This window comes from Salmonella sp. SAL-020, assembly GCF_017372215.1.
Lineage (GTDB): Bacteria > Pseudomonadota > Gammaproteobacteria > Enterobacterales > Enterobacteriaceae > Salmonella > Salmonella enterica.
In genome coordinates this window covers 3,446,207-3,459,422 of the sequence record NZ_CP071690.1, presented here as the reverse complement: position 1 = coordinate 3,459,422, position 13,216 = coordinate 3,446,207, and the positions used below count along the sequence as shown (strand labels likewise).

Sequence of the window (13,216 nt, the reverse complement as noted above, 5' to 3'; positions counted from 1 at the left end):
TTATACCTCAATCAGGACCGCATCATCCGGTTCGAACCACAGCGCCAGCTTGTCGCCCACGCGCGGCAGCGGATTGACATGCGTCAACACCATTCGCACCGTTTCGCCAGCAACGTCACACAGCAGATGGGTTAAATCGCCCTGCCAGTGCACCGATTGCAGTGTGGCGTTGAAGCGGTTGCTGTAGGCCGAACGCGGCGTCAGGCTGAGGTGCTGAGGACGAATGCACAGCAGTTTGTTGTAACCGTGGTGGCTGCCCCGGCTGAACGCGCGAATCACCGCACCGCCGCAGCTGACGTCCACCAGCCCCGGAGCCTCCGTTATCCCCAGCGCGATGGCGGAGAGAATATTGGCGCGACCTAAGAATTCGGCGGCAAAACGATTGGGCGGATGCTGATATAGCGCGCGGGTTTCGCCGTGAGCAATCAGCGAGCCATCCTTCATAATGCCGATTTTATCGGCCAGGGTGAGCGCTTCCGTTTGATCGTGGGTGACGTAGAGAATAGTGAGCTCCGGCAGCTCACGGTGAAGACAGGCGATTTCTTCCACCATATTATGACGAATCTGTGCGTCCAGCGCTGACAGTGGTTCATCCAGCAACAGCACGCGCGGGCGCACGGCAATCGCGCGGGCGATGGCCACGCGTTGCTGCTGGCCGCCGGAAAGTTGATGCGGATAACGGGCGGCGTAATCACTCATGCCAACCGTTTTCAGCGCCTGCGTTACACGCTCATTAATTAGCGCCTTTGGCTGCTTCTGCGCACGCAGGCCAAAAGCGACGTTGTCTTCCACTTTCAGATGCGGGAACAAGGCGTAGTTCTGCACCACCATCGCCAACCCGCGTTTATAGGGTGGCAGATGGGTGACGTCCGTATCGCCAATCAGAATACGACCGCCTGCAGGTTGCACAAAGCCCGCAACCGCACGCAGCACCGTCGTTTTTCCAGATCCTGATGGGCCAATCAGCGCCAGCACTTCGCCAAGTTCAATCGTCAAAGAGAGCGGTTTAAGCACCACGTTGCCGTGATACGCAACGCGCAGCGAGTCGAGGACTATCCCCGATGTCCCCTGCGATGCAGGGACGTGAACGGCAGTCGTTTTCATCAGCATCAGGCTTACTCGCTTTCGGTCACTTTGTGCCAACGGCTAATATCTGCCGACAGCGAAACGGCTACGTCATCCCAATTTGGCTGCCAGCTCTGCACGCCTTCTAACGCGGCAGTGGCGGCCTTGTAATGTTCGTCGCTCGGCGTCACGTCGCTGCGTACTGGCATTCCCCAGGAGAGTTCGCTGACGCGAGTCTGCGCTTCTTTACTCAGCAGGAAGTTAATCAGCTTTTTACCATTTTCACTCTGCGGCGCCCCCTGGACCAGGCCAATGACATAAGGGATGGCCAGCGCGCTGCGCTCGCCTTTGTCGTTGGCCGGCCAGAAGATTTTCACGTTCGGGTTACGTTCCATCTGCGCGAGGTTCATTTGCAGGTCGCCGTTAGCGACGTAGATTTCACCTTTATTAACCAGCGCGGTTAGCTTGCCGGTAGAGGCAGATGGCCCGACGTTATTGGCCTGCAGCTTGCCGAGATACGCAAAACCGGCATCTTTACTGCCGAAGCTGTGGAAAGCCTGCAGCATCACCGCCGTGCCGTCAGCGGCCTGACCTGGCGTGGAATACTGGAGTTTATTTTTGAATTTACCGTCAAGCAGATCCTGCCAGCTCGCCGGGGCAGTTTTCAGCAGCTTGCTGTTGTAGATAAAGCTCAGATAGTTCTTTACCAGCGGCGAATAAAGGTTGTTGGCATCGGGGATAGCCGATGCGGCGTCGGTGTTAAAGTTCGCCAGCAGCTTTTCGGCGGCGGCGCGCTGAATGAATGGCGGCGCGGTTACCAGCACGTCGGCCTGTGGATTCGTGCGCTCTTTTGCCAGACGTTCCACTACCACGCCACCACCGCCTTCAACATAGCGTACGGTAATGCCGGTCGCTTTGGTGAATGCGTCAAACTGCACCTGGTACCAGCTGTTATCGCCATCGTGCAGCCCGTCGATGGAGTACACCGTGACCACCGATTCCGCCCATGACGGGGCGCTGGCGAGAGCGAAGACAGACAGCAGAGCAAGTCGGGAAAGTTTCATCGTAATAGCCTCATAGCGTACGTTGCATTTTCTGGCCTATACCAGGTTTGCTTTTTACGCTAAACGGCTTATATGACAAAACGATGAAAGAGAAATAAATCAGTCCACGCCGGATGATGCTGCGTTTATCCGGATAGCCGTGAGACGATACGATTGGTAGGCCGGATAAGTCCCGCAGCCAACATCCGGCGCATCCGCTAGTGGGTATCTACCTCAATACGCAGGCTGTCGTGACGCCAGTATTCGATATCCAGATCCAGCACTCGCCCGTGTTGATCGTAGTTCAGGCGGCGCAGTAACAGCGCCGGGCGTCCTTCCATAACTCCCAGCGCCTGTGCGGCCTGCGCAGGCATGGCGGTGGGGTAGAACGACAGATGCATGCTGGTATAGACGAGGTTGTAGTGCGACTCGTATACCTCGGTCAGGCTGCCGTTGAGATCGTACTGCAGCAGCTCAGGCACGCGGGCGGGCAAACAATGGTTTTCGCAGTAGCACACGGCGCGGCCATCGGCGTAACGCAGACGGGTCAGCAGATAGATTTGATCAAACGGCTGGAGCTGGAGGGGCTCCATGACCTCGACAGGCACGGTGGTTAACACGCCGCTCAGTAGCGCGGTTTTTGGCTCCCGCCCCTGCTCGCGGCAAAGCTTATGGAAGTTGGTGTTCTGGGTCGGATCCAGCCACAGGCGTTCCGGCGTAACGAACCAACCGCGACGATCGGCGCGCCAGATAAGCCCACTGGACTCCAGCTGTGCCAGACTTTCGCGAATAGTAATGCGCGTGGTGTTGAAGATCGCGCACAGTTCGCGTTCAGACGGCAGTTTATCACCGCTTTTCAACGCACCGCTCTGAATACGTGCCTGAAGCTGTGCCTTGATCAACAGGTACTGCGGGATATCGCCCGGGATAGATTTCATGCTTACTCGCTTCCGTTTTGCCTGCCGCCATTATACAAGCAGAGATGAATTTTTTGTTGCAGCGCGATTTTCTCTTTGACCCGTCGCGGCAAAGATCGTCATGATAAATGCAATCTGGTATAGACCAAAGGTAAATAACATGACTTCGCGTAACTATCTGTTGCTGACTCCTGGCCCGCTCACCACCTCTCGTACCGTGAAAGAAGCGATGTTGTTCGATAGCTGTACCTGGGATGATGATTACAATATCGGCGTGGTGGAACAGATCCGCCAGCAGCTGACCGAACTGGCAACGGCCTCCGAAGGCTACACCTCCGTACTACTGCAAGGCAGCGGCAGCTATGCTGTGGAAGCCGTACTGGGCAGCGCATTGGGTCCGCAGGATAAGGTGCTGATCGTCAGCAACGGTGCATACGGCGCACGAATGGTCGAGATGGCCGGCCTTATGGGTATCGCCCATCACGCTTACGACTGCGGCGAAGTTGCGCGCCCGGACGTGCAGGCGATCGACGCGATCCTCAACGCCGACCCGACGATCAGCCATATCGCCATGGTGCATAGCGAAACGACCACCGGGATGCTCAACCCCATTGATGAGGTGGGCACTCTGGCGCATCGCTATGGCAAAACCTACATCGTTGACGCCATGAGTAGCTTCGGCGGCATCCCCATGGATATTGCAGCATTACACATCGACTATCTGATCAGCTCCGCCAATAAATGCATTCAGGGCGTGCCGGGTTTTGCCTTCGTGATTGCCCGCGAGCAAAAACTGGCCGCGTGCAAAGGGCGTTCCCGCTCGCTGTCGTTAGATCTCTACGCCCAGTGGCGTTGCATGGAGGATAACCACGGCAAATGGCGTTTTACTTCGCCCACACATACCGTCCTGGCGTTTGCACAGGCGCTGAAAGAGCTGGCGAAAGAAGGTGGCGTGGCGGCACGTCATCAACGCTATCAGCAAAATCAGCGCAGCCTGGTGGCCGGAATGCGGGCGCTGGGCTTTAACACGCTGCTGGATGACGAGCTTCATTCGCCCATTATCACCGCCTTTTATTCACCGGAAGACCCGCAGTATCGCTTTAGCGAATTTTATCGCCGCCTCAAAGAGCAGGGCTTTGTTATCTATCCTGGCAAAGTGTCGCAAAGCGACTGCTTCCGCATCGGCAACATTGGCGAAGTATATGCCGCCGATATCACTGCCCTGCTGACCGCCATTCGTACCGCCATGTACTGGACGAAATAAGGAACCATGATGAACCGTATTCACGCTGTTATTCTCGACTGGGCGGGCACCACCGTCGATTTTGGCTCCTTCGCGCCGACGCAAATTTTCGTCGAGGCGTTCCGTCAGGCATTTGATGTGGAGATCACCCTCGCCGAAGCACGCGTGCCAATGGGGCTGGGTAAATGGCAACACATTGAAGCGCTGGGAAAATTACCTGCTGTTGACGCGCGCTGGCAGGCAAAGTTTGGTCGCTCCATGAGCGCAGCAGATATTGATGCCATCTACGCCGCTTTCATGCCGTTACAGATTGCTAAAGTTGTCGATTTTTCTTCTCCTATTGCCGGAGTTATCGACACGATCGCGGCGCTACGAGCCGAGGGCATCAAGATAGGCTCCTGCTCCGGTTACCCACGAGCGGTGATGGAGCGCCTGGTTCCCGCCGCCGCCGAGCATGGCTATCGTCCGGATCATTGGGTAGCAACGGACGACCTGGCCGCGGGTGGTCGCCCGGGGCCGTGGATGGCGCTGCAAAACGTGATTGCGCTGGGCATTGATGCGGTCGCGCACTGCGTGAAGGTAGATGATGCCGCGCCGGGCATTAGCGAGGGGCTTAACGCGGGGATGTGGACGGTGGGGCTGGCGGTATCGGGTAACGAATTCGGCGCAACATGGGACGCCTATCAGACAATGTCGAAAGAGGACGTTGCGGTCCGCCGCGAGCACGCGGCCAGCAAGCTGTACGCCGCCGGGGCGCATTACGTGGTGGATTCACTGGCGGATTTATCTGGGGTGATTGCGCATATTAATGCGCGTCTGGCGCAGGGCGAACGCCCGTAAAATAACTGCCGGATGGCGCTGCCGCTTATTCGGCCTACAGACTGTACCGTTTTGTAGGCCGGATAAGGTGTTTACGCCGCCATCCGGCAATCATTCTTATTCGTAGTAGTTATAAATCCCCGCCGCCATCACCAGTTGCGAAGCCACTTCATGCGCTTTTTCACGACCAACCAACAGGTCGATGATTTTCAAGCCAAAATCGATAGCGGTACCCGGTCCCTGGCTGGTTAATAATTTTACCCGCGCATCCCACACCACACGCTTATCCTGCCACTGTTCGGCGGGGATCTTATCTTTCAGCGCCGGAAAACCGGTCATATTGCCGATAGGGAAGATATCGTGCGGCACGAGCACTGTAGCGGCTGCGGCGCAAATGGCTGCGACAATACGCCCGGAGCGGTGAAACTGTTTTACGGTTTCGACCAGCAGCGGGCTGTCGCGAAAGCACTCGGCGCCTTTAATTCCGCCGGGCAACACGATGATGTCATAATCGCCGTCGGCAACTTCAACCAGCGGCGCATCCGCCAGCAGCTTCACGCCGCGCGAGCAGACAATCGTCAGGTTGCCATCGCTGGCGACGCTGGCGGTAGTGACGTGGATTCCGCCGCGAACCAGCAGATCGATAGTGGTGACCGCTTCGGTCTCTTCACTACCAGGGGCGAGGCATACCAGTGCCTGAGCGCTCATACTCACTCTCCTTTCGCTTTACCATTTCAAACAGGCGGCTATTTTCCGGAACGGCGAGACCGTGCACGCGGGCGCGCTTGAGTAAATAACCGGTGATGTAGTCAATTTCGGTATGGCGCATGGCGCGCACGTCCTGCAACATGGATGAGATGTTTTCTGCCGTACTGTCAATCACTTGCTCAACATAATAGCGTAAATCGTCTGCCGATGTGTGGTAGCCTTCACGTTCAATCACGGCGGCGACCTCTTCGCAAATCGCGTTGATTTCATCAGTATGATGGCGCAGCTCGCCGTTCGGGCAGTTCCAAAGCGCGGTGAGCGGGTTGATAACACAGTTGACCGCCAGTTTGCGCCACATCTCTGCGCGGATATTGTTATGCCAGGCGACATCGGGCAGTACCCCCTGCAGGATATCGGCGAGATAACTGTAATCGCCGTCTTGCTCGCGTGCCGGGCCAATATGCGTAGTACCGTTAGCGACATGAATAATGATATTACCGTCGCGGCGCGCAGCATGGGTGATAGTCCCCATCAACATCGGCTGTTGGATATTTTGCAGTTCTTCTATGGTTCCCATTCCATTATGAATGAGCAGAATAGGCGACGTCACCGGTAGGGTTGACGCCAGGGTTCGTACTGCGTCGGAAACCTGCCACGCTTTCAGCGTGACTAACAACAGTTCGCTCTTCGCCAAAAAATCCGGATCGTTTGCCGTCAGTGATTCGTTGAAAAAGGAACCATCGGTATCGATCAGATTTACGCTGCAATAAGGTTGTGGCACCCGTAGCCAGCCCTGTACGTCATGTCCATGTTTGCACAGTGCCGAAAGCCAAAGTTGTCCTAAGGCTCCGCATCCCAGTACAGTAATTTTCATTGTTCCTCCTCACCTGCAACAGCGCCAGGTGTTATGGCGCTAATTATAGCGTCATCAGCTAAGCTTCTCGTTAAGCCTCGTTGCAGGTATTATGCAACGCAACGAAAATGAAGGGAGAAGAAAAGATGCCATCTTTCGATATTGTTTCTGAAGTTGATCTGCAGGAAGCGCGTAACGGCGTGGATAACGCGGTTCGCGAGGTTGAGTCTCGTTTTGACTTTCGTGGCGTAGAGGCGACTATTGAACTGAACGATGCCAATAAAACCATCAAGGTGCTGAGCGAGTCCGATTTCCAGGTCAATCAGTTGCTCGATATTCTGCGCGCCAAGCTGCTTAAACGCGGTATTGAAGGCGCTTCGCTGGATGTACCGGACGAGTTCGTGCATAGCGGTAAAACCTGGTATGTGGAAGCGAAGCTGAAGCAGGGCATTGAAAGCGCCGTGCAGAAGAAAATCGTCAAGCTGATTAAAGACAGCAAACTGAAGGTGCAGGCGCAAATTCAGGGGGAAGAGATTCGCGTGACGGGCAAATCACGTGACGATCTGCAATCGGTAATGGCGCTGGTTCGCGGCGGTGATTTGGGCCAGCCGTTCCAGTTCAAAAACTTCCGCGATTAAGTTGTTATGCCGGATAGAGCCTCGCCGCCATCCGGCAATGCAGTATTTATCCTTTGCTGATAAGCTGTTCAACTTCAAAGCGATTGGTCACTTTGCTGTCGATTTTGACGTAAGCGGAATGCTCTTCCGCCACGATCAGCGCTTCGCTTACGCCTTTCATTTCCAACAGTCGCTGTTTTAGTCTGTCGTCAGCAACGATATCCGCTGGAATTTCCACACGCAGGCTGCTGACATAGGGCGGCTCTTTCATGGTACTTGCCACCGCCAGCCATACCATCGCCAGTACGGCCCCGGCAAGGAAAACGGTTTGCCCATCAAACGTGCCGTCTATCCAGCCGCCCAGCGAGCCGCCAAGCGCCACGCCAAGAAACTGACTGGTAGAATAGACGCCCATCGCCGTTCCTTTATACCCCGCGGGCGATTCTTTGCTAATAAGCGAAGGCAGCAGCGCCTCCATCAGATTAAAGGCGAGGAAAAAGAGTTGTACGCCAATCACCAGCTCCCAGAAATGTTGGCCCGCTCCCCACAACACGATTTCTGCGACGACAATGAGTCCCACGCAGAACAGGAATACCTGCTTCATCCGCCGTTTGACTTCAGCATAGATAATAAAAGGCACGACGGCGGCAAAGGCGATTACCATGGTTGCCAGATACACCTTCCAGTGTTCGGCGGCAGGGAAACCGGCATCGGCAAGCTGGCCGGGCAGGGCGACAAAGGTGGACATCAATAAAATATGCAGACACATAATGCCTAAATTGAGTTTGAGCAGCCTCGGCTCCGCCAGCACTTTACTGAAGCTGCCTTTGACCATCCCGGATTCGCGATTCAGCACATGGTTGGTACTGTTGGGAACCACCCAGATCGTCAAAATAATGCCCAGGGTGGCGAGGGCGGCGATCATCCAGAACAACGCGTTCAATCCCAGACTATGGGTAACGATCGGCCCTAATACCATCGCAATCGCGAAGGTGATACCAAAGCTGACGCCGATAAACGCCATCGCTTTGGTACGGTTTTGCTCGCGGGTGAGGTCAGACAGGAGCGCCATGACGGCGGCGGCAATAGCGCCGGACCCTTGTAGCGCTCGCCCCAGAATAATGCCCCAGATTGAGTGGGAGAGCGCGGCAATGACGCTGCCCGCGACAAATACCGCCAGTCCGCCGACAATCAGCGGTTTGCGGCCAATGCGGTCGGACAGCAGCCCAAAGGGAATTTGAAAGATAGCCTGCGCCAGCCCGTAAATGCCGATCGCAATGCCAATTAATGCTTCGCTGGCGCCCTGTAGCGCCATACCGTATGTGGTCAGTACTGGTAGAACCATAAACATGCCCAGCATACGCAACGAAAAGACGGTCCCTAAACCCCATGTGGCGCGCAGCTCCCCTGGCGTCATTTTATAATCGTTCATTGCCACCTCTGTATAAAAGCTGGGAGTAGTGTAGTGCGGGGAGTGTGCCGGGTAAATAGAGGGTTAATTAGCAAATATTATGTTTTTGAAACAGTTGAGCTAAAAAAGAGATAAATTGTTAACACGATAGGGGCGATCGGGAGAGTCAGCATAGCCTTGTGCTCATTCATATTCCGATCTCCTTGAGCTGTAGTGGCTATCTGAGCCATCTCAGTATAGTGTAGCGGTTAGCCACGGCCTTCAGGCTGTGTACGCTGTTGCTCCATGTAGCAATAGCAGACTCGTCAAGTCAGACTGTCAGCGAACCGCGCTGCTGGCCGGTGGGTGACTTTAAACTTTTGCTTTGCCATAGGAAGCCGATTCTGAAACGATGGCAATGATCAGAACCGTCCATCTCCTGAAAATTTGATTTATTCAACAACGCCGAGACTGATAGCAAACTTTCCGCGTGATGGCGCGCGTTTATCAGGCAGAAGGTTCGTCAGCAGTCGCATTTATTATATTATTCAAGGAGTGAATTCGTTATGGAAATTAAATTTTTATCATTATGTATTTTAGCGGGTGTTTTATTTGTTAGCCAGGTGAATGCTTCAGCGAACAACGGTAAAGATGATGTAAAATATGCTGCGCTTACCCAGAAGGATCTTGATGCTTTGCCTGTGGAAAAAAGAGCTTCGTTTCTGGATGAACTGGGGTTTATCCATGAATACGGCCTTAATGTACCGATGAATCGCGAACAGGCGTTGCAGTATTACAAGCAGGCCTGTGAGCTTGGCGGTAACTACGGCTGTTATAATGTGAAGTATGCTTATCAGTATGGCGACGGAGTGGCCAAAGATAGCGCTCAGGCCAATAAGTATGCTAAGAAAATGAATCTGGATAATTTATTGATTGAGCAAGAATATATTGATAAGTTTTCGCAAGAAATTTTCACGGCAAAAGTATTGGCCGATACGGATAAATCGCAGCGACCAGAATTTATTAATGCACTATTTAATTTTCTAAATAATAGGCCAGAGAGCGATGCGCTTTTTTTTAGTCGTATCGGATTTAATCAGGAAAAAACGTTCCGCCTTGCTACGCTATGGGTGCAGGACGGCGATCCACAAATGGATTATCAACTGGGGTTACTCACCCTTAATGATTTCTCTGGTCATTATGTGGATGAGCCTTATAAAGCCAGGCCGGCCTCGTTGAAATGGTTTCGCGCCGCCGCGGAAAAAGGCGTCGTTGAGGCCCAATCTCTCTTGGGGGGTATTTATTCGGGGGGAGAGGGCGATGAGTGGGGGATTAAGCCAGACATTCAGGAAGCACAAAAATGGTATGGACAGGCGGCTAAGCAGGGGGACAGCGATGCACAGATTGCGTTAGGTAAAATCTATTATTCTGGCGCAACAGGGCGCACTGATTACGCTAAAGCGCTGGCATTATTTACGCAGGTTGAAAATGATGGTACTAATTCGCGCTCAACGATGCCGTTGAGTTGGATGTATTATAACGGTTTAGGTACTGCACCTGATTGTGATAAAGCCTGGTCGTATTACAAGAAAGCATCTCGATATGTAGGTAAGAAAGTTGAGGAAAAAATATTTTTAAGTAAATGCGCAGCGGATATTCAGAGTCGAAAAAACAACGCGGATGCTTTACCTAAAGTAACTCTGAAAAAAGAGAGAATTTTCTCTCGCGGGATAACGGCTAAACCGAAAGAATGCGCACTAATTTTTCAGATTGGCACAGATAAAATTCGTAACATGGCGAATTTGCATATTACGCTTGAACTGAAGAATGCTGATGGAATGGCAACTGAGGAAACGTTGATGATTCCGCCATTCGGTTTGAATACTCTGGGGATAGATATGCAAAATCATGATGTTGATCCTCTCGTTACCCCATACGATCTCCCGCTGTATACGCAAGATTTTTGTCACGGGATTGACGATATCCATTTTACGCTGAAATCCGCTACGGCAACGATTAACGGTAAGAATGTCGATTTACTGAAAGCTGATAGTGTGCGCTTTTTAGATAAAGAATAAGGGAATGAAAAATGATAAAACGGAAATGGAGTATTTTGTTTCTGCTTGGGCTTTCTTTCGCATCGGTATGTCAGGCAGGTGGTGATATTGACGCGTTGTATAGCCGTATTGCGCAGAAAGATATTCAGGCGCTAAATGAGCTAAAAGCGTTAGCCAAAGATAATAATGCTCAAGCGCTGGCGGAGTTGGGGTTTATTTATGAGTACGGTGTTTCAGTATCTGTGGATATTCCGCAAGCAATAAAGTACTACGAGCAGGCTTGTGATTTGGACGGTGATTATGGTTGCTTTAATGCAGCTTATTTCTATGAATATGGCATCGGTACCCAAAAGGACATTACGCAAGCGAAAACATTAGCAAAACAGCTTAGAGAAAAAATTAATCTATCCAATATCAATCTCGATAAAAAGGTGAGTGAACGTATAATTGGGAGTGTTTATAGTAATAAACTTGAGGCATATAGAGACCTTTCATTTCGTCCTCATTTTATTCAAGGCTTAAGTTTCTATTTTTATGCCCCGCAATCAGATGAGCGAAAACTGCTGAGTCGAATAGGTTTTGACTCATCACATCTTGCGCGGATAGCGATACTCTGGGCGAGAGAGGGTGATCCTGAGGTCGCGTATTAGACGGCAAAACTGGTCTCTACTTTGTATTTTAATAATGAAACGAAAACGATAGATATTGCTGAAGCGCTGAAATGGCTCCGAATTTCGGCCGAGAAGGGGGATGCCGACTCACAGACGCTGTTAGGTTTTCTTTATGAACACGCTGGATTGGGATTACAACCAGATGGAGAGAAAGCCAGGAAATGGTATGAAATGGCGGCGCAGCAAGGTAATGGAGAAGCATTGTATACGTTAGGTCGTATGTACTATTCTGGCGTAATGGTTAACGTTGATTACGATAAAGCGCTGTATTTTTTTAAAAAAGCTTATGAGAAAGAATTACAGGCGGCCGCTGATTATTTAGCACAGATGTATTTTAATGGCCAGAGTGTAGATGTCGATTGCCAACAATCCTGGCACTATTACGATAACAGCTATATAAAAAAGATGACACAACGCGATTATCTTGATTATTGTGAAAAAGATCGAAAGCGCCGTAATGATTTTAGTCAGCAACTTCCTGAGCTGACATTAGAAAAATATGCGGGATTATTTGGCAGGATTGATAATATTCCTCTGTGTCAGATTGGATTTGTTGTCAATACGAATAAGTTAATTCATGTTGCGAACTTACGTGTGGAATTGATATTAAAAAATGATGCTGGAGTTAGTGACGAAAGAATAGTCGCTTTTCCTCCTTTGGGTCTCAATACTCTGGGTGCTGAACAGGGTATGGGGGATTCTTTTAAGTCGATGGGATATCTCTTGATGAAAAACGGTGACTTGTGTGATTACCATAAACTTACTTTCACCGTGAAGTCAGCGACGGCAACAATCAATGGTAAAAAAGTTGATTTACTGAAAACGGATAATTTACATATTATTCAGAATCGATAACTCGTGGGGCGTTACTGCCTGATGAAATGGATAAAAAAACCGCCGTTTGTGACACGGCGGTTTTTTCAATAGCAACGCTTGTTACCAGACGTAAGTCAGCAGATTCTGCGAATTCGGCACCATAAAATCAACGGACATCATGATACTCAGCGCGGTAATCGCAATGATAGAGAAGCCGAACAGCTTACGCGCCCAGACCTTATCATCTTCCACTTTGTAACCGCGTAGCGCCATGCCGAGCCACCAAACGCTGACCGCCGCGGCGACCACCAGGTATTTGTAACCGGCATAACCGCCCAACGTGAGCATTAGCGTTGCAACGGCAAACGCAATGATGTACAGCGTGATGTGGTTTTTAGCGACTGAGATTCCTTTTACCACCGGCAGAACCGGGATATTGGCCGCCTGATAGTCCTTAAAGCGGAAAATGGCGATGGCGTAAGAGTGCGGCATCTGCCAGAGGCTGAAAATAGCCAACAGAATCGCCGCGCCGCTGTCAAAGTCGCCCGTTACGGCGCAGTAGCCAATCACCGGCGGCGCTGCGCCGGAGAGAGAACCAATCAGCGTGCCGTAAACGGAGTGACGCTTCATGTACAAGCTGTACACGCCAACGTAGACCACGAAGCCCATCACCCCCAGCCAGCAGGCCAGAGGATTAGCGCCAAACCACAGCAGCATAAAGCCAGCAATACCCAGCAGGGTGGCGTATACCAGCGAGACGCCAGGAGAAATCAGGCCTTTGACCAGCACCCGATTCTTGGTCCTTTCCATCTTCCTGTCGATATCCCTGTCGATGTAGTTGTTAAATACACAACCCGACGCCACAACCAGTGACACCCCGACCAGCGTATAAATGAACAGGGGATAGTCAATGCTGCCCTTTGAGGCCAGCAGAAATCCCCCGATCACCGAGATCAGGTTGCCAAAGATGATGCCTGGTTTCGTTACTTGCAGGTATTGCTTAAACATCATACTCGC

At 51.8% G+C, this 13,216-nt stretch carries 11 protein-coding genes and 1 pseudogene; 5 read left to right on the top strand and 7 right to left on the bottom strand.

Translation table 11 applies throughout. From position 1 onward, the window contains the following. From phnT to phnR, 3 genes are all read right to left on the bottom strand, one after another. Entirely contained in the window at positions 1–1,110 is a 1,110-nt protein-coding gene (gene phnT, locus J1G48_RS16935) for a 2-aminoethylphosphonate ABC transport system ATP-binding subunit PhnT (RefSeq protein ID WP_000928798.1), read from the bottom strand. A 5-nt stretch (positions 1,111–1,115) separates the two neighbouring features. Next, positions 1,116–2,129, bottom strand: coding sequence for a 2-aminoethylphosphonate ABC transporter substrate-binding protein (phnS, locus tag J1G48_RS16930; RefSeq protein ID WP_000778008.1), 1,014 nt, complete (start codon positions 2,127–2,129; stop codon positions 1,116–1,118). Between the two features lie 197 nt (positions 2,130–2,326). Continuing rightward, on the bottom strand, positions 2,327–3,046 hold the full coding sequence (gene phnR / locus J1G48_RS16925) for a phosphonate utilization transcriptional regulator PhnR (RefSeq protein ID WP_000836268.1): 720 nt from the start codon (positions 3,044–3,046) through the stop codon (positions 2,327–2,329). A 139-nt stretch (positions 3,047–3,185) separates the two neighbouring features. Between phnR and phnW the strand changes: the two genes are divergently transcribed. Then, a complete protein-coding gene (phnW, locus tag J1G48_RS16920) occupies positions 3,186–4,289 on the top strand; it encodes a 2-aminoethylphosphonate--pyruvate transaminase (RefSeq protein ID WP_000203973.1) in 1,104 nt (367 codons plus the stop codon). Positions 4,290–4,298: 9 nt separating this feature from the next. After that, positions 4,299–5,108: a phosphonoacetaldehyde hydrolase gene (phnX, locus tag J1G48_RS16915; RefSeq protein ID WP_001675137.1), complete on the top strand. Its 810-nt coding sequence runs from the start codon at positions 4,299–4,301 to the stop codon at positions 5,106–5,108. 96 nt (positions 5,109–5,204) lie between these two features. Here the strand turns inward: phnX and yajL are convergent, their stop codons facing one another. Next, a complete protein-coding gene (yajL, locus tag J1G48_RS16910) occupies positions 5,205–5,795 on the bottom strand; it encodes a protein deglycase YajL (RefSeq protein WP_001275809.1) in 591 nt (196 codons plus the stop codon). Further along, the gene (gene panE, locus J1G48_RS16905; protein WP_000705816.1) at positions 5,758–6,669 is read right to left on the bottom strand and encodes a 2-dehydropantoate 2-reductase; all 912 of its coding nucleotides are present in this window, start codon (positions 6,667–6,669) and stop codon (positions 5,758–5,760) included. Before panE ends, yajL begins: the two co-directional genes overlap by 38 nt. Before the next feature lie 125 nt (positions 6,670–6,794). Here panE and J1G48_RS16900 point away from each other — a divergent pair, with 125 nt between their 5' ends. Then, positions 6,795–7,286: a YajQ family cyclic di-GMP-binding protein gene (locus J1G48_RS16900; protein WP_001138913.1), complete on the top strand. Its 492-nt coding sequence runs from the start codon at positions 6,795–6,797 to the stop codon at positions 7,284–7,286. Positions 7,287–7,332: 46 nt separating this feature from the next. Here the strand turns inward: J1G48_RS16900 and J1G48_RS16895 are convergent, their stop codons facing one another. Continuing rightward, on the bottom strand, positions 7,333–8,697 hold the full coding sequence (locus J1G48_RS16895) for an MFS transporter (RefSeq protein WP_001000932.1): 1,365 nt from the start codon (positions 8,695–8,697) through the stop codon (positions 7,333–7,335). A 524-nt stretch (positions 8,698–9,221) separates the two neighbouring features. On the opposite strand from J1G48_RS16895, the gene J1G48_RS16890 reads away from it, so the two are divergent. Together J1G48_RS16890 and J1G48_RS23585 are read left to right on the top strand one after the other, a co-directional pair. Next, positions 9,222–10,733 (top strand): tetratricopeptide repeat protein, encoded by a 1,512-nt coding sequence (locus J1G48_RS16890; protein WP_000403144.1) that lies wholly within the window; start codon positions 9,222–9,224, stop codon positions 10,731–10,733. Positions 10,734–10,744: 11 nt separating this feature from the next. Next, positions 10,745–12,238: pseudogene (locus J1G48_RS23585) on the top strand (SEL1-like repeat protein). 81 nt (positions 12,239–12,319) lie between these two features. On the opposite strand, the gene cyoE reads toward J1G48_RS23585, so the two are convergent. Beyond that, the gene (gene cyoE, locus J1G48_RS16880) at positions 12,320–13,210 is read right to left on the bottom strand and encodes a heme o synthase (RefSeq protein WP_000971352.1); all 891 of its coding nucleotides are present in this window, start codon (positions 13,208–13,210) and stop codon (positions 12,320–12,322) included. Positions 13,211–13,216 lie beyond the last annotated feature (6 nt).

Coding starts and splice junctions, on each gene's coding strand:
- yajL (WP_001275809.1), bottom strand. CDS start 5,795: ATGAGCGCTCAGGCACTGGTATGCCTCGCCCCTGGTAGTGAAGAGACC.
- J1G48_RS16895 (WP_001000932.1), bottom strand. CDS start 8,697: ATGAACGATTATAAAATGACGCCAGGGGAGCTGCGCGCCACATGGGGT.
- cyoE (WP_000971352.1), bottom strand. CDS start 13,210: ATGATGTTTAAGCAATACCTGCAAGTAACGAAACCAGGCATCATCTTT.
- phnS (WP_000778008.1), bottom strand. CDS start 2,129: ATGAAACTTTCCCGACTTGCTCTGCTGTCTGTCTTCGCTCTCGCCAGC.
- phnX (WP_001675137.1), top strand. CDS start 4,299: ATGAACCGTATTCACGCTGTTATTCTCGACTGGGCGGGCACCACCGTC.
- phnR (WP_000836268.1), bottom strand. CDS start 3,046: ATGAAATCTATCCCGGGCGATATCCCGCAGTACCTGTTGATCAAGGCA.
- J1G48_RS16900 (WP_001138913.1), top strand. CDS start 6,795: ATGCCATCTTTCGATATTGTTTCTGAAGTTGATCTGCAGGAAGCGCGT.
- panE (WP_000705816.1), bottom strand. CDS start 6,669: ATGAAAATTACTGTACTGGGATGCGGAGCCTTAGGACAACTTTGGCTT.
- phnT (WP_000928798.1), bottom strand. CDS start 1,110: ATGCTGATGAAAACGACTGCCGTTCACGTCCCTGCATCGCAGGGGACA.
- phnW (WP_000203973.1), top strand. CDS start 3,186: ATGACTTCGCGTAACTATCTGTTGCTGACTCCTGGCCCGCTCACCACC.
- J1G48_RS16890 (WP_000403144.1), top strand. CDS start 9,222: ATGGAAATTAAATTTTTATCATTATGTATTTTAGCGGGTGTTTTATTT.